Genomic DNA, 25,647 nt, shown 5'->3' with positions numbered 1-25,647 from the left:
CATGAACTTAAAGAAATTTTTACCATTTGCAATAGCAATTATTGTTTTTGCAATAGCATCTGTATTGTATTTTAATCCGATTTTAAGCGGAAAACAACTTAAACAAAGTGACATTACCCAGTTTATAGGAATGTCTAAGGATGTAAAAGAATATAGAGCTGAAAAAGGAGAAGAGCCTTATTGGCTAGATAATGCTTTTAGTGGAATGCCAGCATATCAGGTAAGTGCTTATTATCCGAATGACTTTGTGCGTTATATTGATAAAGTTGTTCGCTTTTTACCTAGACCTGCAGATTATCTTTTCTTATATTTTTTAAGTTTTTTCCTATTATTAACTGCCTTAAAAGTAGATTGGAAGCTAGCGGTTTTGGGAAGTTTGTCCTTTGGGTTTTCTACCTATCTGATAATTATTTTTGGAGCAGGACACAATGCGAAAGCGCATGCTATAGGCTACATGCCAATGGTGATTGCAGGAGTAATTTATATATTTAGAAAACGATATGTACTCGGATTTATTCTAACGGCCTTGGCAATGGCTTTAGAAATTTATTCAAATCATCCGCAAATGACTTATTATTTAGGATTTTGTTTGTTGATTTTGGCAATTCTTGAAGGTGTTGAAGCTTTCAAATCGAGGACATTACCTGTGTTTTTTAAACAATCGGCTATTTTGGTTGCAGCAATGTTAATTGGTATTGGAGCTAACTCTACTCGATTGTTGGCAATGAAGGAATATGCTGATTATAGTACGAGAGGAAAATCTGAACTGACAATAAAACCTGATGGAACTCCAAAAGAGAAGTCTACTGGGTTGGATAAAGAATATATAACTGAATATAGCTACGGAATAGCCGAGACGTTTAATTTGATGATTCCTCGTTTTATGGGAGGAGGAACAGTTGAAGAGTTAGGAGAGAACTCTAATTTTTATCAAGTTTTAGAACAAAATGCAGGTAAAAGTGTAGCAAAAGACTATTCTAGTCAAGTATTAACCTATTGGGGAAAGCAACCTATTGTTGAAGCGCCAGCTTATATAGGCGCAATAGTTTTTTTCTTATTCTTTTTAGGAATTTTCTTAGTAAAAGGACGATTAAAATATTGGTTGGTTGCGGCTACCATTTTTTCTATCGTATTAAGTTGGGGTAAAAACTTCTTTATAATAACTGATTTCTTTATTGACTATGTGCCTCTATACAACAAATTTAGAGCAGTTTCGTCTATTCAAGTAATTGCAGAATTATGTGTTCCTTTGTTAGGAATTCTAGGATTAAAAGAATTTTTCTCTTCTGAGAATTCTTCCGAAGAAAAAGAAAATGCAGTAAAGAAAGCTTTTTATATAGTAGGAGGGATTTCTTTATTGTTCTTATTGTTTGGATCTAGTTTGTTTGCCTTTGAAGGATTACGTGATGCACAATATCAGCAACTTCCAGAATTGATCGATGCTTTAATTGCAGATAGAAAATCAATGTTATTTAACGATAGTTTACGTTCTCTTTTACTGGTTTTAGCTGTTGCAGGAATGTTGTGGTTTTATTTGAAAGGAAAACTGAAGCAAGTACCTGTGTTAATTGTACTGGGAGGATTGATAATTTTTGATTTAGTCTCAATAGATGCGAATTATGTTAATAAGGAAGATTTTACTTCAGCTAGAAGAGTGCAAAAACCATTTACAGCAACAAAGGCTGATACAGAAATTTTAAAAGATAAAGGACATTACAGAGTTGTTAATTTTAGCGTAAGTCCTATGCAAGATGGTAGAACTTCTTACTTCCACAATTCGATAGGAGGGTACCATGCTGCCAAAATGAAACGTTATCAAGAATTATTTGATTATCAAATAGTAAAAAATAACATGGAAGTACTCAATATGTTAAATACGAAGTATTTTATTGTTAGTAATGAGAAGTTCCAAGAAAACCCGGCAGCGAATGGAAATGCATGGTTTGTAAATTCGTTGAAAAAAGTAACTTCTGCAAATGAAGAAATCATAGCATTAGATAGTTTGAATACCAAATCAGAAGCGGTTATAAACTCAAGCGAGTTTAATGTAAAAACTGATGTATTTCAAAAAGATTCAATTGCTACCATTAATCTTGTGAAGAAAGATGTTACTGAATTGATATACGAAGCAAAAACAAGCTCAAATCAATTTGCGGTGTTTTCTGAAATCTATTATAAAGATGGATGGAATGCTTATATTGATGGAGAAAGTGTACCATATTATAGAGTAGACTATGTTTTAAGAGGGATGGAAGTTCCCGAAGGAAAGCATACGATTACTTTTAAATATGAGCCTAGAGTAATTAAAAAAGGACGTTTATTATCATTATTTTGTTATGCTTTATTACTTATAATACCTATAGGTTGGTTGGTAATAAACAGGAAGAAAGATTAGTTTTCGATATTTTTTAAAAAAATAGAAGGAGTTATACCAATGTGTTTTTTAAATGCCCTTGTAAAAGCAGAAGCATTGGTATAACCTATTTCTTCAGCGATGGCTTGTATAGAGTATTTTCTAAAATTTTTATCTGTTTTTAACTTTTCCACCACGTAATTAATTTTAAGCCTTGTACAATACTGTTTGAAAGATTCTTCATGATGCTTGTTAAAAACAAAAGAAATATAGGTAGTATTAGTATCTAGTTTATCAGCAATATAATTAATTGAAAAATTAGATTTTAAAAAATCTAAATTTTTGGTTATGTGGGTAAACTCGTCAAGAATTTTAGCTTCTAAAGCCTCATCTATATTGTATTCTTTTTTTTCTGTTTCTACGGGTTTGTTCTTACTCATTATTAGAATAAGTTCTTTTTTCTTTTCTTTTTCTTTTCTAATGAGGTAAAAAGTAATAATGAAAAAAGTTAGTAGTAAAATGATAAAAGAGACTATAAGATTGCGGTGTTTTTTAGCTTCTCTTTTTTCGATAGTTTTATTGAGTTCTTGCGCTTGTTGAAAGTTGTTATTGTAAAAAAGATTAAAGGTTTCATCCTTAGTTTTTTTTGCCAAATTGTATTGATCTAATGTAAGTTTAGAGTATTTGTAGGCACTATCTAATTTATTAATGTTGTTGTACTCTTTAGAAAGTATATCGTATATAGTAATGAGTTTACTTGTTTCACAATTTTTATAATTTTTTATAAGCTTGTTTGAATAATAAATGGCAGAATCAGACTCTTGTAAGTTGTGAAAACAAATAGCCTTTTGAAAATACTCTCTATCGAGATAAGGAGAACCATTACTTATGTTTTTGTAATTGTTAACTAAATTAATTGCTTTTGAAAAATCTTTTCTAGCAATTAATACTTCAGTTTTTCTAAAATTATAAATAATTTCAGAGTCTTCATGAGGAGGGTTGAAAAGTTTAGTTACTTCAAAAGCTTTGTCATAATAAAAAGAAGCAGAATCTATAAAAATAGGATTGTTGTTCTTGATACTTAAATCCATATAAATATTCCCTAAACTATTAATAATATTTGCTTTTTGTTCTAAGAATAATGGATTGTCATTTAGGGTTTTATAAACTTCTTGCTTAGAGTCATTATAAGCACTGAGAAGAATATTCTTTGCTGCCAACTCCATTTTTAAAGCTCTATTTACAATTGCTTTAGCAGATTTAATAGTAAGTTTATACCTAAGGTGTCTGCCCGATATCTTTGATATTTTTTCATTGGTACTTTGCATTAATGTTAAATACCGATAAGCATCGTTATAGTTTTCCTGATTCTTTCTAATCCAAAAAAGTCTATTTAGGGAGACTATTTTTTTTTCTAAAAGGCAGGCGGTATTTTCTTTTGTGTTTAAAGAATCTATTAGTTTAATTACTTGAATAGCAGTTTTTTCTGATTTTTCAAAATTTCGCAACCTGTAATAACTATATGCCACACTGTTAGCCCCTTCTAATTTTTTACAGATATTATTTGATTCACTTAACCTTTTAGCATAATAAAATAAGCTATCATTATTTAAGTTTTTATAATAATAAATTTTACTTGCATGGATAGAATCCAAATACGTTGTTTGCGAAACAACTTTCTTTGAAAAAGAAAAGATAATAGATATAAAAAGTAAGTACTTGGTCATTTATATAAAAGTCAAAATGGGAATCTATGCTTTTTACAAAAAGTAATTTTTAGAAACCAAAGATAACATTTTTGTTAATGCTTTTTATAAAATACGGAGTATAATGCTTTTTTTATGGAGAGAACAATGGTATGTTTGTTGTACAAAAAATGCACTTATAGTTAAGTGCGAATTGCTATGGAAAATTAAAAGGTTTAGAGCGAAAGGTAACTTTCGCTTTTTTTTATTCTAGAATATTTACGCAATTCAATTTAAGGCATTGTTGTTTGAAATGATAAAATAGTAATACATTTGTTGTTAAAATAATGTTCATGTATTCTAAACTACCTCAAAAAAGATTTAAACATACCCTTGAATTTTTACAGAAGCACCTTCCTGCCCCAGCAACCATATTAGATTTAGGAGTCCGTAATTCGTTCTCTGAAATCATGGAACAACACGGTTATACGGTATATAATACCAATGGAGAAGACTTAGATTTATTGCCTCAAATAGTTAAAGATTATAATGTTGATGCTGTAACAGCTTTTGAAATTTTAGAGCATTTAATCGCTCCTTTTAATGTGTTGAGAGAAATAAACACTTCAAAAATCATCACCACTATTCCTTTAAGGTTGTGGTTTAAAAGTGCTTACAGAAGTAAAACAGATATGTGGGATAGACACTATCACGAGTTTGAAGATTGGCAATATGATTGGTTGTTAGAAAAATCAGGTTGGAAAATTATTGATAGAGAAAAGTGGACTAGCCCGGTTAGAAAAATAGGATTTAGACCTGTTTTAAGAACATATACACCTAGATACTACGCTGTGTATGCAGAAAAAAGTATAGAGAAATGAGGATAGGGATGATTTTGGATAAGAACTTTCCACCTGATCCACGTGTTGAAAATGAAGCGATAGAGTTAATAAAATCAGGTCATGAGGTTTTTTTATTTTGTTTGACCTACGGAAACGAATCTTCAGAAGAACTTATTAATGAGATAAAGGTAAAGAGATATCAATCAAATAAGCTAGAGTATAAATTATCTGCATTAGCTTACACACTTCCTTTTTATTCTTTAATAATGAAAAGAAAAGTAGTCAATTTTTTACGCCGAAATGCCATTGAAGCGATACATATTCATGATATTAGAATTGCGGAAGCGGTTTTTTTTGCAAATAAAAAATTTCGATTACCAATTGTTTTAGATTTACATGATAATATGCCAGAAGTAATGAAGTTTTACCCACATATGCAAAAATTTCCTGGTAAATATATTATCTCACTAAAAAGATGGAAGAAAAAAGAAGAGGCGTTTGTTAAACAGTCAGATAAAGTAATAACAGTTTCTCAAGAGTTTGTAAATGAGTTGAAAAGCAGAATAAAAGTCTCTGAAGATAAAATAGTTTTGGTGCCTAATACAATTAGAAAAACATTCTATGAAAAATATGCCGTCAGTGAAAGAATTAAGAAAAAGTATGATCACAAGTTTGTGATATTATATTTAGGAGACACACATACTAGGCGGGGATTGCTAACTGCTATTGAAGGAGTTAAAGAAATTAAAGACAAAATAGCAAACATAAAGCTAGTAATTGTAGGTAAAAATACAACTGATACTATTTTAAAAGCTAAAGTTAAAGAATTGAAGTTGGAAGAAAATGTTGATTTTGAAGGTTGGCAAGATGTATCATTATTTCCATCATATATTGAAACAAGTGATATTTGTATTTCTCCTCTTAATAGAAATGTTCAACATGATGTGGCCTATGCAAATAAATTATTCCAATATATGAGTTTAGGAAAACCTTTATTGGTAAGTAATGCAACAGCGCAGAAGAAATTAATAGAAAAAGTAAAAGCAGGATTGGTACACGAAGAAAAAAATGCAGCGGATTTTGCTAAGAAAGTTTTACTTCTGTACAAAGAAGAAGAGTTAAGAGAAAGACTGGGGAAGAATGGGAAAGCTTTTGTTAGAAATGAGTTTACATGGGATAAAACTTCAAAAGAATTAATCAATCTATACAATAGCTTAAATTGAAGGCCCTAATTATTACATATTATTGGCCACCAGCAGGGGGGTCAGGAGTACAACGATGGTTAAAATTTGTGAAGTATCTACCCTATCATGGAATTACACCAATTGTGTTTGTTCCAAGAAATGTAGATTATTCAGTTATAGATGATGAATTGATTACTGAAACAAAAGGAGTTGAAGTAATTTCACAGTCCTTTTTAGATGTACAGAAATTTACGCGAGTAAAGAAAAAAAAAGGAGGAGACGCTAATGTGAGTTCAGGAGGTGTTTTATCTTGGATTCGTGGAAACTTCTTTATCCCAGACTCTAAAATTTTATGGGTAAAACCATCGGTAAAATACTTAACCAACTATCTTAAAAATAATGATGTTGATATCGTAATATCAACAGGGCCTCCTCATAGTGTACATTTAATAGCTAATGAATTAAAAAAGAAGTTTGCTTTAAAGTGGGTAGCAGATTTTAGAGACCCTTGGACGAATTTATACTACTTAAACGATTTTAAGTTGAATAAGTATTCAAGAAAAAAAAACAAAAAATTAGAATTAGAAGTTTTAACTAATGCCGATACTATAGTAACAGTTAGTAATTTTTTAAAACAAGAGCTATCTTTAAAAACGAATAAGCCTGTAAAAGTTATAACAAACGGATATGATGATGAGTTTGTTGAAGACGAAGTTTTGTTAAGTGAAAAATTTTCAATTTCATACATAGGATTACTGCCTAAGCAAAGTAATTCAGACTCGTTATGGGAAGTATTAAGAGAATTAAAAGATGAAGAGCAACAGTTTAAAAACGATTTAGAAATTGTATTGGTAGGTAGTATATGTAATGAAGCAATTTCTTGCATAAAAAAAAATCAATTAGAAGAGAATTTAAAATTAGTTGGTTATGTGTCTCATAGTGAGTCGGTAAAACTGCAAAGAAGCGCACAAGTTTTATTGTTGTTAATACCAAAGACTAGAGGAGCAAAAGGGATAATAACAGGCAAAGTTTTTGAATATTTAAAAGCAAAACGTCCTATCTTAGCAGTGGGGCCTGAAGATGGTGATTTAGCAGAGATATTAACAAAAACAAACTCTGGAACTATTATTGATTTTGGTGATAAAGAAAAAATGAAGGAAGAAATAAAAAAGTTGTATATTGAGTATAAAACCAAAAAACTCACTACAATTTCTAATAATATTAAACAATACCATAGAAGAGAATTAACGTCGCAATTAGCAAGCCTACTTAAACAAATGATTAACTCGTAATTTGAAATAAGTAGGTACTGTAAATTGAGTGCTAGGTATAAGAAGATTTAACTACTATAATTATAAAATAAGTGTAATGATAATTTGAGAAAATACTGGAGAACACTTGTTTGAATATATGCAGATGAGTTTTAAAATGCAGCGTAAGTGTAACAATGTAGTCGAAAAGGATATCATTACTATTTAAAATTAACAAAAGAAAAAATTGGGAATTGTATTTAAACAATCGTTCAGAAACACGTTAATAATCTATTTAGGTTTTTTAATAGGGGGTATTAACACTTTGGTGTTGTATACGAGATTTTTAGGAGATGAATATTACGGATTGGCGACTTATGTTTTTTCAGCTTCAAACTTAATCATGCCTATAACAGCTTTTGGAGTTCATTTTACCATCATCAAGTTTTTTTCCGGGTATACTTCAAAAATAGAAAAAGATAAGTTTTTAAGCTCTGTAATATTTCTACCGCTATTTATAGCAATTCCAATTGGATACTTTTGGGATTTTTTTCATAATTGGATAATGACTTATGTTGTAGAGAGTGGTTCCAAAGAGAATTTGATTATTGAAGACTATACTATTTATATTTATATAATAGCAGTTGCTTGTGCTTATTTTGAAGTGTTTTATTCTTGGTCTAGAGTACAAATGCAATCTGTTTTTGGAAATATTTTAAAAGAATTATATAATAGAGTGGCAGTAATGGTTTTGCTTTTTGCTGTGTACTTTAATTTGATAAGCAAAGAAGAGTTTTTAGTCTACATGACAGGAGCATACATTTTTCGAGTATTGTTAATGATGATATATGCTTTTCGTTTGTACACGCCAACATTTACATTTAGTTTACCAAACAATTTTAAAGAAGTCATACGATATACTTTTTACATCATTTTAGCAGGAAGTGCAGGAGCTATTATACTAGATATAGATAAAGTAATGATACCAGGTAAAGAAGGTTTTGCTAAAGCAGCATATTATACAGTAGCGGTGTTTATAGGAACCTTTATAGAAGCGCCGAGTAGAGCAATGGGGCAAATTTTACAACCATTAACTTCTAAGGCTATTAATGAAAATAACCCAAAAGAAACAGAAAGCTTGTATAAAAAAAGCTCTATTAATTTATTATTAATCGGAGGCTTGTTTTATATATTAGTTAATTGCAATGTAGCTGAGTTATTCAAGTTAATGCCTAATAAAAATTATGCAGAAGGAGGAGCATTAGTTGTATTGCTAATTTCATCAGCAAAATTGTTTTTAATGTCTTTAGGAAGCAATGGAGCTATTATTAGTAATTCTAAATTTTATCGCATTACATTACCCGTAGGAGTGGGGATGGCCCTTTCAGTATACTTTTTAAACGATTATTTTTACAATGCTTTAGGTATGGGAACTGAAGGATTGGCTTTAGCTACTTTAATTACTGTTATAGTGTCTAACACTTTTAAATTATGGTTTGTAAAAGAAAAGTTTAATATGACTCCTTTTACAAATAAAACATTTTTAATGATTCTTATTGTCTTAACGATGTTTATGGGGTTTAATTTTTGGAATTTCTCCATACCTGAGCTTTATCTTTTTGATTTTCCAATTCACCCAATAATAAATATTATTTTAAAAAGTGTATTAATTATTGTAGTTTATGTTTTTGTAGTAGTAAAGTTATCTATTTCAGAACAGATAAATAACTTGGTAAAAAGGTTTATAAAATAAAAAGACCTGCACACAAAGGGAACAAGTCTTTTCTTAATAATAAGGGGGAATGAAACATTAAAAAGGGGGAAATGCTTCGCCGACAAATATATAAAAAATAAGTAAACACCCTTCTTTTATATCCTTAAAATTATAGATTATTTAGTTTTTTTTTAATTCTACTAAGTTGCACAGGAGAAATATTTAAATAGGATGCTATGTGTCGCTGTGTAATTAGTTTATCAACATCTGGAATCCTTTTTTTTAAAGTAATATATCTTTCTGTGGAGCTAAGTGTAGAGATATCTAAAAGTAATTTTTCTGCTTTTAAATAAGCATTTTCAAGAGTTTTTATATAAAATAAACTCTTTATACCGCAATGTTAGCTCTATAAGTTTATCGTAATTTCCTTTATAACCTGTTACTTTTGTTAAAGCTTGATAGTTTACTTCGGAAGCAGTTTTTTGCATCATAGCAGAATTAGCACCAGAAATATCGCCAGAAATAAAAAAAGCTCTAGTTGTTTCCGACCCTTTTTCGTTTAATAAGTAGGACCGCATGATTCCTGTTTTGATTATAAAAAAATGATTTGAGTATTCACCTTCTTTTGTGAAAAATTCATAGGGTTTCAACTCTACATAAGTAACAATGCCTTCAAAGAGAGAAACTAAATCGTCAGGTAAATCAATAAAGTGATGAACAAAGTTTTTTATATCATCATTCATAATTAACAAGTTATATGATAATAGTGAGGGTAAAAACACTAAGTTAATAAAAAACTTTCAGTTGTAGAAGTTAAAAGACAGACCTAACTTTAAGGGGAAATTAGGTCTGAAATATTTTAAGGGGTATGTAACTTGTTAATTACAGAGACAAATGTAAGACAGTTTTATAATACCACCGTTAACATATGTTAATAAATATAATTACTTCTTATTCTACTCAGCTGAACTGGAGTGATATTAAGGTAAGAGGCTATGTGATATTGATTAATAAGGTTGCCAATATTAGGGTGGTTTTCTTGTAGCTTTTTATACCTTTGAGTAGCATCTAACATTTGTAATTCTAAAATTTTAGATTCTTCTCTAATATATATGTTTTGTAGTATTTTGTAGTGGAAAATAGAAATTTCATGATGCTGTAAAGAAAGCTTATAAAAATCATGATAATTGCATTCTAAAACTTCACAGTCTGTTAAGCACTCGTAAATTAACTCAGAAGGCTCATTTTTAATCAAAGCACCGAGGTTACCAGATGTAATTACTGGTGTGTAAAGAGTTTTGGTGTGCTCTTTTCCTTTGATATCTATGTTATATGACCTTATAATACCTTTTTTTAAGATATATATATTTGTAGGCTTCTGACCTAAAGAAACTAGTTTATAGTTTTTAGAAAATTTTTGTAGGGATAAAATCTTAAAAATTTTATTTAAAGCACCTTCAGATAAAGGATGGAAATTTTGGGAAAACTCTCTAAAAAACTCCATAAGTAAATAATATAAGGATGAAATAATTAGAGGGGACTATCTCAAATTTACATTAATTTTTTCTAAAAAGCTAATAGTGTTAGCACCTTCCATAAATAGAAGATCTAAAATTGATAAATTAGGGATGAAGCCATACTTATCATCGAACATTTGAATGTAAGTATCCATTTCTATTTCAATTCCTTTTTTAGCAATAGCTAGGGCTCTAAAATCAGTATTTTTAGGGAGGAGCTCGTAACTAGTCGTTTTGTTAAATTGTTGTTCTATTTCCAAGGCATCACATACAAATAAGTGAGTGTCGATAGTTAAATCTTGCAAATAGGTATATTTTTTATTGAAAATTTTCAGTAAATCTTCTTCAAAAAACTCAAAAAAGGGAGAAGAGCGATAAGCAGATTGTAACGATTTAAAATGCTGTTGTTGCCATGGAAAATCATTTTCAACTAAGGTGTCTTTTGTTTTCTTTCTACCTTCACTTATCTTGTGTTTAACAGGAATATTCAGAGCTAATTTACCGTTTGCTCCATAAATATAACAACGATTTCGATAGGTCTGTTTTTGATAGTTATCTTCTATTTCAAAAGTAATAGCATCCGATTGATAGATTGCTGCATACTGTGAAATAGGAGCAAAGTAAGTAGGGATAAAAAGTGACATTACGCTTTCTTCTTTTTACTTTTTCTAAAACTATATACAGTATAACCTCCAATTAATAGTAAAACTAACCAAAGATAAGAAACAGGTTTACCACTACCGCCAACAGTAGTGAACATTCTATCCCAACGAATAGAATTTAATTTAGCAATAAAACTAGGCGCGTTGGCATCCCAACTTAACCAAATCATTACAGGTTTACCAACCACATGGTCAAAAGGTACATATCCCCAATTTCTAGCGTCTAATGAGCGTTGACGATTGTCTCCCATCATCCAGTAGTAATCTTGCTTAAAAGTATATTCTTTTGCTTTCTTACCATTGATATAAATGTCGTCTCCAAAGGTTGTTAAGTTGTTATTCTCATATCTGCGAATAATCTGCTCATAAAAAGGAATGGTTTTAGAGTTTAATTCAACAGTAACTCCTTTTTTAGGAATATATATTGGTCCAAAGTTATCAGTAGACCAAGCATATCTTGGGTCGTGAGGAAAAACAGATTTATCGTAAGTCCCTTTTGGAGTTATGTGCTTTTCTATACTTTTTACAATAGGGTTTTTAGCTATTAAAGCAGCTTCATCATCTGTCAAGTTTAGAGCATATCTGCCATCATTAGTCATTTGACCTTCTTTATTTTTATTAAACTCGCTGATAACATTCTGAGGTAAGTTTTCTCCATTGGTGTCAATAAAAAAGTACCATTGTGGCTTTGCTCTATCAGGTAATACCGTTTTTTTTCCGTTGATAAATACATAACCATCACGTACTTCTAAGCTATCACCAGGAGTACCTACAGCGCGTTTTACATAGTTGGTACGTTTGTCAATAGGCTTATAAGTAAATTTCCCAGAATTATCTCCCCACATTGTTGCTAAGGAATCTGAAGGCCAGCTAAAAACAACTATATCGTTACGCTTAATTTTTTGAAAACCAGGAACGCGCATATATGGTAAAGAAAGCTTGTTTAATAAACCTTCCTTGTTCTTATCATCAGATAAAAATGATTTTACACCCAACCCAGGAATTGTATCATGTGCCATAGGTGCTGCGATTGTAGTCATAGGAACACGAGCGCCATAATGAAATTTACTTACAAACAAGTAATCACCAACCAATAAGGTTTTTTCTAAAGAAGATGTAGGAATGGTATATGGCTGCATAAAATAAGTATGCACTAAAGTAGCAGCTATAATAGCAAAAGCAATAGAGCTAACCCATTCACCTAAAGGAGATCTAGGTTTTAAACTTCTGTTTTCTATATACTCTGCATTTGTAAAGTAGTTGATATAATAGATATATAGGCCTAAAGTTAGAATCGCCAAAATAGTGTCAGGTCTTTTGTTAAAACCAAAACTTCTACAAGTCTCAACCCAAATTATAGGGAACATTAATAGGTTTACAATAGGAATAAATAATAAAATCACCCACCATTTTGGACGATTTATTATTTGCATCAATACGATGGCATTATAAATAGGTACAGCAGCTTCCCAAGCTTTTTTACCAGCTTTGGTATATAATTTCCAAGTACCTAAAAAATGAACAACTTGTATGAATAAAAAGAATAAAAACCATTCAGTAAATGTCATAATCTATATATTTTGTAGTTCCTTGTAAGGAATAAAATTCAATTTTATTTGTGTGTTTTTTGAGTTGTTTGTTACGTTATTAACCTAAGTTTAACACATCTCGCATGGTAAAAACACCTGTTTTATTATGTAACCACTCAGCAGCAATTACAGCACCTAAAGCAAAGCCTTGACGATTATGAGCAGTGTGTTTAATATCAATAGTATCTATTTCAGAATTATAAGTCACGGTGTGAGTACCCGGAACATCCGGAGTTCTGATAGCTGTAATAGGAATATTTTCTTCAGATGTTTTTTTGTCTAATTCCCAAGCTTTTTGGTTAGTATTTTCAATAACACCTTCTGCCAATGTAATTGCAGTACCACTTGGAGCATCTAACTTTTTAGTATGATGAATCTCTTCAATAGAAACATTGTACTGCTCTAAAGTGCTCATCATTTTTGCAAGCTGTTTGTTTAATTCAAAGAAAACATTAACTCCCAAGCTAAAGTTAGAGGCATAAATAAATGCACCTTTCTTGTCATTACATAAATCAACAATATCGTTGTATTTATCTAACCAGCCAGTAGTTCCAGAAATAACTGGTACATTATTGTTAATACAGTTGCTAATATTGTTATATGCAGAAGAAGGAATACTAAAATCAATGGCTACATCAGCTTTTGTAATATCATACTCTTCTTTTCCAGAAGTTTTTATAACAATTTCATGTCCTCTTTGTAAAGCAATTTTTTCAATTTCTTTACCCATTCTACCATAACCAAGTAAGGCTATTTTCATCTTAAAAAGAATATTTTAGTGTTAAACCAACTTTCGGTGCTTCGATAAATAAAGGATCTGGAGTGATTACTGGTTTTACAGATAAGCTATCATCTGTGTCAAATTGTAACAAATGTGCATTAACACTGGCTTCAACAATTTGTAAAACATATAAAAGCACCCCTGTTAACAAAGATAAATCTCTATTTTTACGTAAGGTTTTTTGGGCGCTTTCTAAGCCCGTTGTAGAAATAAGAACGGTTCCATCATCTCTAGTAAATTCGTCTTTTAATCCTTGTTTACGAAGTTTAAAGGCAGTTCGGTAGCGATCGTACTGATCGCTATTATCAATATAAAAATAAGCACTGGCACCCATTGCTGCCCATACTATAGGAGCTTTCCAGTATTTTCCATTATAAATTTGTCCGCCTCCAGGAAAAATAGCCGAATAAAAGGCTGCTTTAGAAGGCGACAAAGGATTGTATTTGTCGCTTGTTAACTGAAGTTGTTTAGCCCTAACAGCAATAGAATCTTTTTGAGCAAAAGTATTTTGAAACAAAAAAAGACTACAAAAAGCGAATATGATTACACGTACGTTCAATTACTTTAGTAAGTTTTTAATACGGTTAAAGTCTTCTTCCGAATGAAAAGGAATAGAAATTTTACCCTTTCCACGATTATTAACAGTCACATCAATCTTATGCCCAAAATAATCACTAATATCTTTTACACTATCAGAAATATAATTTGGTAAAACCTTCTTTTTGGTTGTTTTAGCAACCTTACCCGCTTTTAAGTTTTTTACGAGCTCTTCAGTTTGACGTACTGATAGTTTATCACGAACAATTTTCTCATAAATATTTAATTGATCAGAGTTACTATCAACATTAATCAATGCACGACCGTGACCCATTGAAATAAAGCCATCACGCATTCCTGTTTGAATAATAGGATCTAGCTTAAGTAAGCGTAAATAGTTGGTAACCGTAGAGCGTTTTTTACCTACACGAGTACTTAACTCTTCTTGTGTAAGTTGAATTTCATCAATTAAGCGTTGGTAAGAAAGGGCAACTTCAATTGGATCTAAGTTTTTACGTTGAATATTCTCTACCAATGCCATTTCCAACATTTCCTGATCGTTTGCCAAACGAATGTAAGCAGGAACTGTTTTGTTACCAATAAGTTTAGAGGCTCTAAAACGACGCTCACCAGAAACTAATTGAAACTTATTACTAGATAGTTTGCGTACAGTAATAGGCTGAATAACACCTAACTCTTTGATAGAACTAGCCAATTCGCGCAACGCTTCTTCATCAAAATAAGTTCTAGGTTGGTACGGATTTACATCAATCGAATTAATATCAATCTCAATAATGTTTCCCACTAACTTATCGGCATTTTTGTCTTCTGCCGAATTTACTTCTGCAGTTTCTTTTAATAATGCTGATAAACCTCTACCTAAAGCTTGTTTTTTTGTTGCTTTTGCCATTTACAGTAATTATGCGTTTTTAGTTAAAATTTCGTTTGCCAAATTTAAGTAATTTACAGCACCTTTACTCGTTGCATCGTATGAAATTATACTTTCGCCATAACTTGGTGCTTCACTTAAACGGATATTTCTATGCACTATTGTTTCAAAAACCATAGAACTGAAGTGTTTGCGTACTTCATCTACAACTTGATTTGATAAACGTAAACGAGAATCGAACATAGTTAATAACAAACCTTCAATTTCTAATTCTTGATTGTGTATTTTCTGAACACTCTTAATGGTGTTTAATAATTTTCCTAAACCTTCTAAAGCAAAGTATTCACATTGAATCGGAATAACAACAGAATCAGCTGCTACTAGAGAGTTTAAGGTTATTAAACCTAAAGATGGAGCACAATCAATTAAAATAAAATCGTAATCATCTTTAATCTCTTCTAACGCTTTTTTTAACATGTACTCGCGTTGTTGTTTGTCTACCAATTCAATTTCAATAGCTACTAAATCAATATGAGCAGGGATTAAGTCAACGTTAGGAGAGTCTGTTTTTAAAACAGTGTCCTTTGCAGGAATTGTATGTTCTAAAACCTGATATGTTCCAATTTCTACACTTTCAACGTCTAAACCTAAACCAGAAGTAGCATTTGCTTGGGGATCGGCATCAATTAACAATACTTTTTTTTCTAAAACACCTAAAGCCGCAGCTAAGTTTACAGATGTAGTAGTCTTACCTACGCCACCTTTTTGATTTGCAATTGCAATAATTCTACCCATTATAATTTATAAAGTTTGAAAGAGGTAAATTTACAATTATTTATCATTTTTGAAAGAGAAAGACGTTAATAAAATTACAAAAGCCACAGAGTTTTGATTCTGTGGCTTTTGTAATTTTTATGTATAAAGGATTTTATTATCCGTTTAACATCACAGGCATTACTAACATCGTTACTAATTCTCCTTCTTCAGTTCCGTCAATTGGAGTTAAAATTCCAGCTCTATTTGGTAAACTCATTTCAATTAAAACATCGTTAGAGTTTAAATTGTTTAACATTTCGCTTAAAAAACGAGAGTTAAACCCTATTTGCATATCATCTCCTTGATAATCACAGTTTAATCGTTCGTCGGCTTTGTTTGAGTAATCTAAATCTTCAGCAGAAATATTTAACTCAGTACCTGCCATCTTCAAGCGAATTTGATGTGTTGTTTTGCTAGAGAAAATAGATACACGACGAACAGAGTTTAAGAAAGAAGCTCGATCAACAGTTAATTTGTTTGGATTCTCTTTTGGAATAACAGCTTCGTAATTGGGGTATTTTCCGTCAATTAAACGACAAATTAATACCACATTGTCAAAAGTGAATTTAGCATTAGTGTCGTTGTATTCAATCGTAACGTTGTTTTCTGAACCCCCTAAAATTCCTTTCAATAAGTTTAAAGGTTTTTTAGGCATAATAAATTCAGCTGATTTATCAGCAGTAATATCAGTACGAGTGTATTTTACTAATTTGTGAGCGTCGGTAGCTACAAAAGTTAATTCTTTTGAATTGAACTGGAAAAATACACCACTCATAACTGGACGTAAATCATCATTACCAGCCGCAAAAATGGTTTTAGATATTGCCGTAGCCAAAATATGAGATGGAATTTCTGTACTGCTAGGAGAAGGTAATTCTACTGCTTTAGGGAACTCATCGCCACTAAAGTATGCCATATCATACTTTCCTTGCTCAGAAATAATTTCAATAGTGTTGTCTCCTTCAACTTTAAAAGTAAGTGGTTGTTCAGGAAATGTTTTTAAAGTATCTAATAATAAACGAGCATTTATAGCAATAGCTCCGGTATCAGTACTTTCAACTTCAATAACAGACGACATTGTCGTTTCAAGGTCGGAAGCTGATATTTTTAATTCGTTTTCAGATAGTTCAAATAAAAAGTTATCTAAAATTGGTAACGTGTTATTGCTATTTATAACCCCACCTAAAACTTGTAGTTGTTTTAATAATTGTGAGCTAGATACGATAAATTTCATTTAGTAATTTTTCTATTTATTAGACTTACAAATATATCTTAATTTGATGATTTTAAAAATTATTTTTTTGTAAGTATGCAAGAAGCTTAATTAAACTGATAATTTAACTGTATTGAACCGTAAAAATTTCCTTTGGGAACACGTGAACTTTTGAGTTTTTTTGTGTGGTAATTTACAACATATCCAAAATTAAAACGATTACTGGTAAAACGAATTCCGATCTCTGTAGTAAACGTAAAAGGTTTTATATCAAATGTAACTGGACTTCCATTGTTTAAAAAGCTACCTTCTATAGTGGCATCATAGGCAATATAATGTAGCATTGGTTTTAGGTATAGAAACACCTCGGCTTTATTATTAAAATTGGTATTTTGATTGTTCAAGTTTCCATGGAAAGCGATAGAATTAATAATGTTTTCTAAAGGTTTGAACCCAATACGAGAGTATAAACCAGTTGAAAAATCAGTATATACAGTACCTAGTCTGGCAGAACTAACCCAAGTAAGATCGAAGAGATTGTCTCTAGTTATCTTTTTTATGTAATCGGCTTTTAAATTAAGAGTAACTGCATCTTTTATTTGATAGTTCCAACCTGTAGCTTCTTTAAAACCATATATTTTATGTATAATGCCCTGTAGTTCTTCACCAAATGATGATGAGCCTATAGCGCCTATTTGTATAGCTGTTTTTAAAATAGACTCGTTTGTATAAAACTTATTAACACCAAAACTACCAAACAGATAACCAGCAAACGGACGGTCGTGTTCTTCAACCGTTTCTACAATAGCTTTGTAAGGTGTATACATATGGTGTCCTAATTGAATCTCATATATTTTTTTATCAACATTTTTATTTTGATTCTTACTTAAGAAACGGTATGTTAAAAAAGCTCCATTGGTATAATATCGATCTTGGTGGGTAGATATATATAAGTCATTATCATTTATAAAACTAAACTCTTTTGCATATTTGTGTTGAGAGAAAGAAGGAAGAGAAAGTAAGGTAAATAAAAGTAGTACATTTTTTTTCATAGCTGTAAATATCGTATTATTTTAGCACAACCTTGATTAAATTATCAACAAGAATAATTAATATACTTATGAAAGAAGAACCTGTATTAACAATTGAAGATTTTGAAAGTGTATCAACAAATGAAGAATTGTTGGCTATTATTAAAGAAAAAGGAATATCTATCACGAAGGTTCAGGTGAAGCTAAATTATGAAGAAGAGTTAAGGAAGTTGCAAATAGAATTAGTGAAACTTCAACAATGGATAGCAAAAAATAAAAAACGGGTGGCTGTTATTTTTGAAGGAAGGGATGCCGCTGGTAAAGGTGGAAGTATTCGACGCTTTATGGAACATATGAATCCGCGTTCCACTCGTTTGGTAGCTTTAAATAAGCCTACAGAAGTAGAAAAAGGGCAGTGGTATTTTCAGCGATATATTAAAGAATTGCCGAACCCTGGAGAAATCGTGTTTTTTGATCGTAGTTGGTATAATCGAGCTGTGGTAGAACCCGTAATGGGGTTTTGTACAGATGACCAGTATAATAATTTTTTGGTTCAGGTACCAGAATTTGAGCATATGTTATACGAAGATGGCGTGGTGGTTATAAAATTTTGGTTATCAATATCTAAAGATGAACAATTACGTCGTTTTAATTCTCGAAATAACAATCCTTTAAAGCGTTGGAAGTTTAGTCCTGTAGATAAAAGAGGACAAGAGTTATGGGATAAATATAGTTATTACAAGAACGAGATGTTTAGTAAAACTCATACAGCTTATAGTCCATGGATAGTTGTAAAGACAAATAACAAAAAGGAGGCTAGGGTAGAATGCATGCGTCATGTATTATCGCAGTTTGATTATGAGGGAAGAGAAGAGGCTCAAACAGTTCTAACACCAGATCCAAATATAGTAATGCGCTATTATCGTTCAGTAAAACATTTAGATTAAGTATGGGGAATTTAACTCAAAGAGATGTAAATAAATTAAATACAACTAGAGGCTTAAAAGCTTTATTGTCGAAATCTTTTAATTTAGAAAGAGCAGTTCGATATGTTGATTATGAAAGAAAGTTAAAAAAATTACAAGTTGAAATAATTCGTTTGCAAGCATGGGCAATTAAGGAGAATGAACGAATAATTGTAATTTTTGAAGGTAGAGATGCAGCGGGAAAAGGAGGAGCAATACGTAGAATTACAGAGCGTATCAATCCTCGTCATATGAGAATTGTAGCACTTCCGAAGCCGAATGAAGATCAAAAAACACAATGGTATTTTCAACGATATGTAGAGCAGTTTCCTAAAGCAGGAGAAATCGTTTTTTTTGATAGAAGTTGGTATAATCGAGCTGTGGTGGAACCCGTTAATGGCTTTTGTACGCAAGAAGAGTATGAAATCTTCATGAATCAAGTAAATGATTTTGAACGCATGATCTTAGAATCGGGTATTCGTTTGGTGAAAATTTACATGTCTATTAATAAGAAAGAACAAGCGAAACGCTTTAACGACATAAAAAATAATCCATTAAAACAATGGAAGATGACACCTGTAGATGAAAAGGCGCAAGAGCTTTGGGATGACTATACAGAGTATAAAAAAGCAATGTTTTCAAAAACCAACACAGAAACATCTCCTTGGAAAGTTATTAGGGCTAATAGAAAAACAATGGCGAGAATAAGTGTAATTAATCACATATTAAAAAGCATTCCTTACGATAAAAGTATAGAAGTGTAACTAAGATAACTGTTGTTTAATTTCGTTGAAAATAAAAAAGAATTCTCCAGCTATTTGTTTGCTTGTTTTTAGGTATGTTTCTTCGGTAAGCTCTGTATTGTCTGATTCTTTTGGGTCGCTATACGGTAAGTGAAAACGTTCAATAGCATCGGGAATGTATGGGCAGTTTTGATCCGCATTGTCACAAGTAGTAATAGCAATAAAAGGATAACTATTTTGAGGATGATCGTATAGTTTTGAAAACCCTAAAATAGATTTTTTAGTGTCATTAAAAGAAACTAAATATCTGGGATTTTGATGAGAAAAATCAACGACACTAAAGATAAAACCAGTTTTTTGTAAACATTTAACTGTATTCCTGTGGAAAGAAGTTGTTTCAGTACCTCCTGAATAAGTGAATATGTTTTTTAAATTGAAATATTCAATAGCAAAAAAACTCCATACCTGTGCAAACTGACTCCTGCGAGAATTATGAGTGCAAATAAAGTTTAAATTTATTTTTTCTCTATCTTTAAATTCATCAAAAATGGTATCGGCAATTTCAAGTAACAATTCTTTTCGATCTTCAGAAAGAATTAACTCTTTTCTTGCTTCTTCAAAGAAAATTTTTGTATCGATATTCTTAGTGTTTATCATTTATTTGCAGTTCTTTTGCAGCGTAAAATTATTTGCAAAAATACAAGCTAATACTCTTTTAGTTAATTAAATAAAGGTTAAGGATGTGTTTAGAAATAGGAAATAAAGTAGCTGTTATAGATGCCAATATTAATGGGGTGGTTGTCAAATTAATTGGAAACGATGTTTTTATATTAGATTCGGATGGTATGGAGTACTGTTTTGCTAAGAAAGAGCTCGTAAGAATAGAATTAGATCAAAGTGAGTTAAGTAAGTATTCTGATATCAATAACCCGATGTTGAAAGCTAAAATTCAATCGAAAGAAAAAAAGAAGAAAACCTCTTTTGTAAAGGATAAAAAAGAAGTAGTAATGGAGGTGGATTTACATGTTGAAAAATTGGTAAAATCTACAAGAGGAATGGATAATTTCGATATTTTATCATTACAAATTAATACAGCAAAGCACAAGTTAGAATACTGCATGTCAAAAAAAATTTCTAAGCTGGTTTTTATTCATGGAGTAGGAGATGGAGTTTTAAAAACAGAGTTGCAATATTTATTAAACAACTATGCTGTTAAATATTACGATGCTTCTTATCAAAAATACGGACAAGGAGCGACAGAAGTGTATATTTATCAAAATCAATAATTTACTATTTGAAAAGCTAATAGATGCATCGGTCTATTAGAAAACCTTATTTTTGTGTTATGAATTCTGTTTATTTAGACAATGCAGCAACAACACCTATGTTGCCTGAAGTTATTGAGGCTGTTTGGCAGTCAATGCAAACTAATTTTGGGAATCCTTCTTCTACACATCAATATGGTAGAAAAGCCAAAGCAGCGGTTGAAACAGCTAGGAAAAATATAGCTAAACAACTTAATGTGTCTTCAAGTGAAATTATATTCACGGCTGGTGGAACAGAGGCAGATAACCTAATTTTATTCAATGCGGTTTTAAATTTAGGAGTAGAAAGAATTATTACCTCAAAAATTGAACACCATGCAGTTTTAAATACGGTACAATTTTTAGAAAAAAAGTATAAAATAACTGTAGACTACGTTAGGGTAAATGAAACTGGAACTGTTTCAGTGGAGAGTCTGGGGGACTTGCTAAATAAATCAAAGAAAAAAACTTTGGTGAGTTTGATGTATGTGAATAACGAAATTGGTAACCTATTGCCTATTGAAGAGGTTATTGCATTATGTAAAGAGTATAATGCGTATTTGCATTCAGATACCGTACAAGCTATAGGACATTATGCTATAGATTTACAAAAAACACCAATAGATTTTATTGCTGCTAGTGCACATAAATTTCATGGACCTAAAGGGGTAGGATTTGCTTACTTTAAAAAAGGGATAGGAATACTACCGATGTTGCACGGAGGTGAGCAAGAAAAGGGAATAAGGTCTGGTACTGAAAATGTACATTCTATTGTTGGTATGGAAAAAGCGCTGGTCATTGCTTGTGAAAACTTAGAAAAAGATAAAGAGTATATCAGAGGACTAAAAAAATATTTTGCAAAAAAAATACAAGAGCTAATCCCGAAGATAGAGGTTAATGGAGAATTGATAGAAAAAACAAGTTATACGATATTGAATTTACGATTTCCAATTGAAGATAAGATGCTGCTGTTTAATTTAGATTTGATAGGAGTAGTAGTTTCTGGTGGAAGTGCCTGTCAAAGTGGAAGTAGTAAAGGATCTCATGTGTTACAGGAGTTTTTGAGAGGAGAAGATGAAAAGAAAACATCTGTACGGTTTTCCTTTAGTAAGCTAAATACAATTGAAGAGGTCAACTATGTATTGATGCAGTTAAAAAGAGTGTTAAAAAAATAATAGGCTGTTTTATTTGTTTTAAAGCATTTTTTTTAGTTATTTGTATATGTGTTTAAGTTAGAAGATTAAATTCTTTAAAAGTAGTTTTAAAAGATTGTTTTGTATAGTTTTTATTGATTTGGTAAATAAAACTTATTTTTTTTAACTATAATGTGACTTAAACTGTTAATTTTACATCTAATATTTTAGTGAAAGTAAAAAATGTTTACTTTTGCATACTCAAAATTTTAGGAGCCCCCCACAAGAAATAAGTTGTAAAAGAGCAACTTAACATTTTTTTGTGTGGGGTTTTTTATATCTCACCGTATTGTTTATTGAAAAAATAAGAGCCTTAAAAAAATGAGGCATAACATTGTATATATAAAAATGTATTATTATGGGGGAAAACTACATTGCTAAAATCGGTACATATAAAAAGATTTTCTTTTTAGTATTAATTCTCTTATTTTCAGTTAGATCTTATGGACAAGATTGTAGTGTTATTGAGGATTACACCCCTGTTTGTATAGGTACTACTCAGGTGTATGCAGCAGAAACATCTGGTGGCTCAGCAGAAACTATAAATCCTGGTAATGATTATGGTTGTTTAGGGTCAACTCCAAATTCTAAATGGTTTTTCTTTCAAGTAAGTACAGGGGGAAGCTTAATAATTAATCAGACTAATACCAATGGTACAACATCTGTAGATGTAGATGGGGCTATATGGGGGCCATTTAATTCTATCTCAGATATGATAGGGCAATGTGGTTCTTTTTCAACACCACTAGATTGCGATTATGAACCCGAGTCATTTTTTACTTTTAATATACCAACAGTAATTTCTGGTAAATATTATGCTTTGTTAGTTACGAATTACTCAGGTCAAGCAACAAATATCACTTTGGCAGATGGAGGCAGTACAGCAACAACAGATTGTGCTACCGATACAGATGGAGATAATGTAGCTGACGTATACGACTTAGATGATGATAATGATGGTATTTTAGATACTGATGAACAAAATTGTACAACAACTAATACACCTGCTGGAAATGCCTCAGCTGTTTTTTCAAGTAATGGGCATAATAGAAACGAGGCGTTAGGTGTAAGTGATAATGTTGATGCTTATATAGATTATCCAGGAGAATTCTTAACGGTAGATTTAGGTCAAGTCGTTCCACAAGGCACTACCATTACTATTAGAACACAGACTAATGCTCATAATCGTGTAAGTGTTTTAATTGATCAATCTATAAACGGTTCTGCATTTGAAAATACATTAACAGATACATACTCAGCTAGCAATTCATATAAGAATATCGCATATGTTTTAAGTACAGCTGCAAGGTATATTAGAGTTAGAGGAACAAACTTTCAGACAAATTCAAGCAGGCGAATATACGTAGATTCTTTTTCTTACCCAGCTTTTAGTTCTACAGAATGTATTGATATTGATACAGATGGAGATACAATTGTTGATAGATTAGATAATGATTCTGATGCTGATGGTTGTCCAGATGCAGTGGAAGGAGATGAAAGTGTTTTACCTTCTAATTTAGATGGAAATGATAGAATAGATTACTCTTCAACGGGGGGGATTACTAATTTCGGTGTGCCAAACTTGGTAAATTCTGGTGGAGCAGCAGATGCTGGAGGAGATGAAGGACAAGGAGTTGGTTCAAAATTAGTGTTTAGTGCTGATGCAAGTCCAAACTTAATCATTACACCACCACCTACGGTGTGCTTCTCAAACACGGTAGACTTAACTGCAAGTAATATAACTAACGGGACTAATGGAAGTAGTACAGTAGGGACATTAACATATTGGACAGATGCTGCGGCTACTAATACATTGGCAACTCCTGCAGCGGTTGCTACCAGTGGAACTTATTATATAAAATTAACATCAGCTAGTGGTTGTTATGAAATAGAGCCAGTTGTAGTAACAATTCAAGATGAAGTTACCGAAGGAACCATTGCAGGAGATCAAGTAATTTGCAGTGGAGGAAACCCTGTAGCATTTACAAGCGATGTAGATGGTAGTGGAAGTGGTACAATAAGTTACCGATGGGAAATGAGTGAAGATGGAACTAATTGGAGTACTATTTCTGGAGAAACATCATCGATTTATGATCCAGCTGCTTTAACAGTTACAACACAGTTTAGGAGGATTACAATATCTACGCAAAATGGAGTGGCATGTGAGAGTTCTCCAACAGCGGTGGTGACAGTAATAGTTGATACAAATGATGCAGATTCAGATGGTATAAATGATGTTTGTGACTTAGATGATGATAACGATGGTATTCTTGATTCTTCGGAAGGAGCCTGTACAACTAATTATTTTGCTGTTTTTGGAGGTGATGGAGGAAGTACCACTAGTTTTTCACAATCAGCAGTTTCTTCAGCGGTATTTGATTTTTATTATGTAGATAACTCTGTAGCGATAGAAATAAATGGCGGAGGATTAAATACAAATAATGTATTACAATTAGAGAATATTGTCAATTCAGGAGAAGTAATTATGGAATTTACTTCGGATAATTCTTTAATGAGTTCACCATGGTTAGCAAACACTAACGGTATACCAAGATTAAAGGTCGAAATTGATTTTTCTGGAAATATTACAGTATATGGTTCTCGATCAACGAGTTCTACATCTTTAGAGTTAATGCAACCCAGAGATGGTTCTTCTTTTAATACTATTTCTTTTTTAGCAGGAATAAATAATTTCAATGTCATAAATCAAGATGGTTCAGGGCCAGATAGAATTGGTGGAGCAGTAAAAGTGTATTCATCTTGTGTTGATACGGATAATGATAATATTCCAGATTATTTAGATACCGATTCAGATGGAGATGGTTGTTTTGATGCTATAGAAGGGAATGAAGATGTGGATATATCAGACTTATCAAGCGGTAGAATAACAGGAGGAGTAGATAGTGATGGTGTTCCTAATATAGTTAATTCTGGTGGTTCTGCTGACGGAACTAATAATACACAAGGGCAAGGTGTAGGTACAAGTGCTACAGCAAACGCAGATGCTGTACCAACTTTAATAATAACGAATCCAGCATCAGTATGTAGCCCGTCAACTGTTGATTTAACGGCAAGCACAGTAACAGACGGTGTCAACGGAAGTAGTTCTGCGGGCACATTAACCTATTGGACAGATGCAGCTGCGACTAATACCTTAGCGTCTCCTAACTCAATAGCTACTAGTGGAACTTATTATATAAAATTAACTTCAGTTAGCGGTTGTTATGAGATAGAACCAGTTGTAGTAACGACAACTACTTCTCCAAGTGTACCAACGGTAGCCAGTACTACTCAACCTACCTGTGCAGTACCAAGCGGAACGATAGTATTTGACACTCAAGCAGGAGTAGAATACAGTATTGGAGGCGCTTACCAAGCG

The 25,647-nt window shown here is 31.6% G+C and carries 22 protein-coding genes; 10 read left to right on the top strand and 12 right to left on the bottom strand.

Annotated features, from left to right (window positions below):
• Window position 1 precedes the first annotated feature (1 nt).
• Window positions 2–2,395, top strand: a complete 2,394-nt coding sequence (locus ACN0WY_RS10870) for a YfhO family protein (RefSeq protein WP_417800367.1) — start codon at window positions 2–4, stop codon at window positions 2,393–2,395.
• Here the strand turns inward: ACN0WY_RS10870 and ACN0WY_RS10865 are convergent.
• Window positions 2,392–4,080 carry a helix-turn-helix domain-containing protein gene (locus tag ACN0WY_RS10865; RefSeq protein ID WP_417800366.1) on the bottom strand — a complete coding sequence of 563 codons (1,689 nt, stop codon included), beginning with the start codon at window positions 4,078–4,080 and terminating at the stop codon, window positions 2,392–2,394. The genes ACN0WY_RS10870 and ACN0WY_RS10865 overlap by 4 nt on opposite strands.
• A gap of 311 nt (window positions 4,081–4,391) precedes the next feature.
• On the opposite strand from ACN0WY_RS10865, the gene ACN0WY_RS10860 reads away from it, so the two are divergent.
• The 4 genes from ACN0WY_RS10860 to ACN0WY_RS10845 all read left to right on the top strand — a co-directional run bounded on the left by ACN0WY_RS10860 (window position 4,392) and on the right by ACN0WY_RS10845 (window position 9,067).
• Window positions 4,392–4,919 (top strand): methyltransferase, encoded by a 528-nt coding sequence (locus ACN0WY_RS10860; RefSeq protein ID WP_417800365.1) that lies wholly within the window; start codon window positions 4,392–4,394, stop codon window positions 4,917–4,919.
• Window positions 4,916–6,103 (top strand): glycosyltransferase family 4 protein, encoded by a 1,188-nt coding sequence (locus ACN0WY_RS10855; RefSeq protein WP_417800364.1) that lies wholly within the window; start codon window positions 4,916–4,918, stop codon window positions 6,101–6,103. Before ACN0WY_RS10860 ends, ACN0WY_RS10855 begins: the two co-directional genes overlap by 4 nt.
• Entirely contained in the window at window positions 6,100–7,356 is a 1,257-nt protein-coding gene (locus ACN0WY_RS10850; RefSeq protein WP_417800363.1) for a glycosyltransferase, read from the top strand. Before ACN0WY_RS10855 ends, ACN0WY_RS10850 begins: the two co-directional genes overlap by 4 nt.
• A gap of 205 nt (window positions 7,357–7,561) precedes the next feature.
• Window positions 7,562–9,067 carry a lipopolysaccharide biosynthesis protein gene (locus ACN0WY_RS10845; protein ID WP_417800362.1) on the top strand — a complete coding sequence of 502 codons (1,506 nt, stop codon included), beginning with the start codon at window positions 7,562–7,564 and terminating at the stop codon, window positions 9,065–9,067.
• Between the two features lie 320 nt (window positions 9,068–9,387).
• On the opposite strand, the gene ACN0WY_RS10840 is transcribed toward ACN0WY_RS10845, so the two are convergent.
• The 10 genes from ACN0WY_RS10840 to ACN0WY_RS10795 form a co-directional block, all read right to left on the bottom strand.
• Window positions 9,388–9,771 (bottom strand): Crp/Fnr family transcriptional regulator, encoded by a 384-nt coding sequence (locus tag ACN0WY_RS10840; RefSeq protein WP_417800361.1) that lies wholly within the window; start codon window positions 9,769–9,771, stop codon window positions 9,388–9,390.
• A gap of 188 nt (window positions 9,772–9,959) precedes the next feature.
• Complete coding sequence (locus tag ACN0WY_RS10835) at window positions 9,960–10,532, bottom strand: Crp/Fnr family transcriptional regulator (RefSeq protein ID WP_330487143.1); 573 nt, start codon at window positions 10,530–10,532, stop codon at window positions 9,960–9,962.
• Between the two features lie 36 nt (window positions 10,533–10,568).
• Window positions 10,569–11,189 (bottom strand): WbqC family protein, encoded by a 621-nt coding sequence (locus tag ACN0WY_RS10830; RefSeq protein ID WP_417800360.1) that lies wholly within the window; start codon window positions 11,187–11,189, stop codon window positions 10,569–10,571.
• Complete coding sequence (lepB, locus tag ACN0WY_RS10825; protein WP_417800359.1) at window positions 11,189–12,775, bottom strand: signal peptidase I; 1,587 nt, start codon at window positions 12,773–12,775, stop codon at window positions 11,189–11,191. The genes ACN0WY_RS10830 and lepB overlap by 1 nt, the downstream gene beginning before the upstream one ends.
• 79 nt (window positions 12,776–12,854) lie before the next feature.
• Complete coding sequence (gene dapB, locus ACN0WY_RS10820; protein ID WP_417800358.1) at window positions 12,855–13,556, bottom strand: 4-hydroxy-tetrahydrodipicolinate reductase; 702 nt, start codon at window positions 13,554–13,556, stop codon at window positions 12,855–12,857.
• A gap of 1 nt (window position 13,557) precedes the next feature.
• Window positions 13,558–14,136 (bottom strand): DUF5683 domain-containing protein, encoded by a 579-nt coding sequence (locus ACN0WY_RS10815; protein WP_330487139.1) that lies wholly within the window; start codon window positions 14,134–14,136, stop codon window positions 13,558–13,560.
• Complete coding sequence (locus ACN0WY_RS10810; RefSeq protein ID WP_417800357.1) at window positions 14,137–15,024, bottom strand: ParB/RepB/Spo0J family partition protein; 888 nt, start codon at window positions 15,022–15,024, stop codon at window positions 14,137–14,139.
• A gap of 9 nt (window positions 15,025–15,033) precedes the next feature.
• A complete protein-coding gene (locus tag ACN0WY_RS10805) occupies window positions 15,034–15,798 on the bottom strand; it encodes an AAA family ATPase (protein WP_330487137.1) in 765 nt (254 codons plus the stop codon).
• A gap of 136 nt (window positions 15,799–15,934) precedes the next feature.
• On the bottom strand, window positions 15,935–17,053 hold the full coding sequence (gene dnaN / locus ACN0WY_RS10800) for a DNA polymerase III subunit beta (RefSeq protein ID WP_125067899.1): 1,119 nt from the start codon (window positions 17,051–17,053) through the stop codon (window positions 15,935–15,937).
• Window positions 17,054–17,139: 86 nt separating this feature from the next.
• Complete coding sequence (locus ACN0WY_RS10795) at window positions 17,140–18,084, bottom strand: lipid A deacylase LpxR family protein (protein WP_417800356.1); 945 nt, start codon at window positions 18,082–18,084, stop codon at window positions 17,140–17,142.
• Window positions 18,085–18,152: 68 nt separating this feature from the next.
• Between ACN0WY_RS10795 and ppk2 (ACN0WY_RS10790) the strand changes: the two genes are divergently transcribed.
• Together ppk2 (ACN0WY_RS10790) and ppk2 (ACN0WY_RS10785) are read left to right on the top strand one after the other, a co-directional pair.
• On the top strand, window positions 18,153–19,010 hold the full coding sequence (gene ppk2, locus ACN0WY_RS10790) for a polyphosphate kinase 2 (protein ID WP_330487135.1): 858 nt from the start codon (window positions 18,153–18,155) through the stop codon (window positions 19,008–19,010).
• Between the two features lie 2 nt (window positions 19,011–19,012).
• Window positions 19,013–19,792: a polyphosphate kinase 2 gene (gene ppk2, locus ACN0WY_RS10785; RefSeq protein ID WP_330487134.1), complete on the top strand. Its 780-nt coding sequence runs from the start codon at window positions 19,013–19,015 to the stop codon at window positions 19,790–19,792.
• Here the strand turns inward: ppk2 (ACN0WY_RS10785) and ACN0WY_RS10780 are convergent, their stop codons facing one another.
• Window positions 19,793–20,428, bottom strand: coding sequence for a hypothetical protein (locus tag ACN0WY_RS10780; RefSeq protein ID WP_330487133.1), 636 nt, complete (start codon window positions 20,426–20,428; stop codon window positions 19,793–19,795).
• Between the two features lie 83 nt (window positions 20,429–20,511).
• Between ACN0WY_RS10780 and ACN0WY_RS10775 the strand changes: the two genes are divergently transcribed.
• From ACN0WY_RS10775 to ACN0WY_RS10765, 3 genes are all read left to right on the top strand, one after another.
• Complete coding sequence (locus ACN0WY_RS10775; RefSeq protein WP_330487132.1) at window positions 20,512–21,057, top strand: Smr/MutS family protein; 546 nt, start codon at window positions 20,512–20,514, stop codon at window positions 21,055–21,057.
• Window positions 21,058–21,116: 59 nt separating this feature from the next.
• Window positions 21,117–22,250, top strand: a complete 1,134-nt coding sequence (locus ACN0WY_RS10770) for a cysteine desulfurase family protein (protein WP_330487131.1) — start codon at window positions 21,117–21,119, stop codon at window positions 22,248–22,250.
• A gap of 376 nt (window positions 22,251–22,626) precedes the next feature.
• Window positions 22,627–25,647: hypothetical protein (locus ACN0WY_RS10765; RefSeq protein WP_417800355.1), on the top strand; the 3,021-nt coding region annotated here is incomplete at its 3' end.

The organism is Tenacibaculum sp. (assembly GCF_048269885.1).
GTDB lineage: Bacteria > Bacteroidota > Bacteroidia > Flavobacteriales > Flavobacteriaceae > Polaribacter.
Note: the sequence above shows the minus strand (reverse complement) of the source record. Positions and strands in the feature narration are given on the sequence as shown.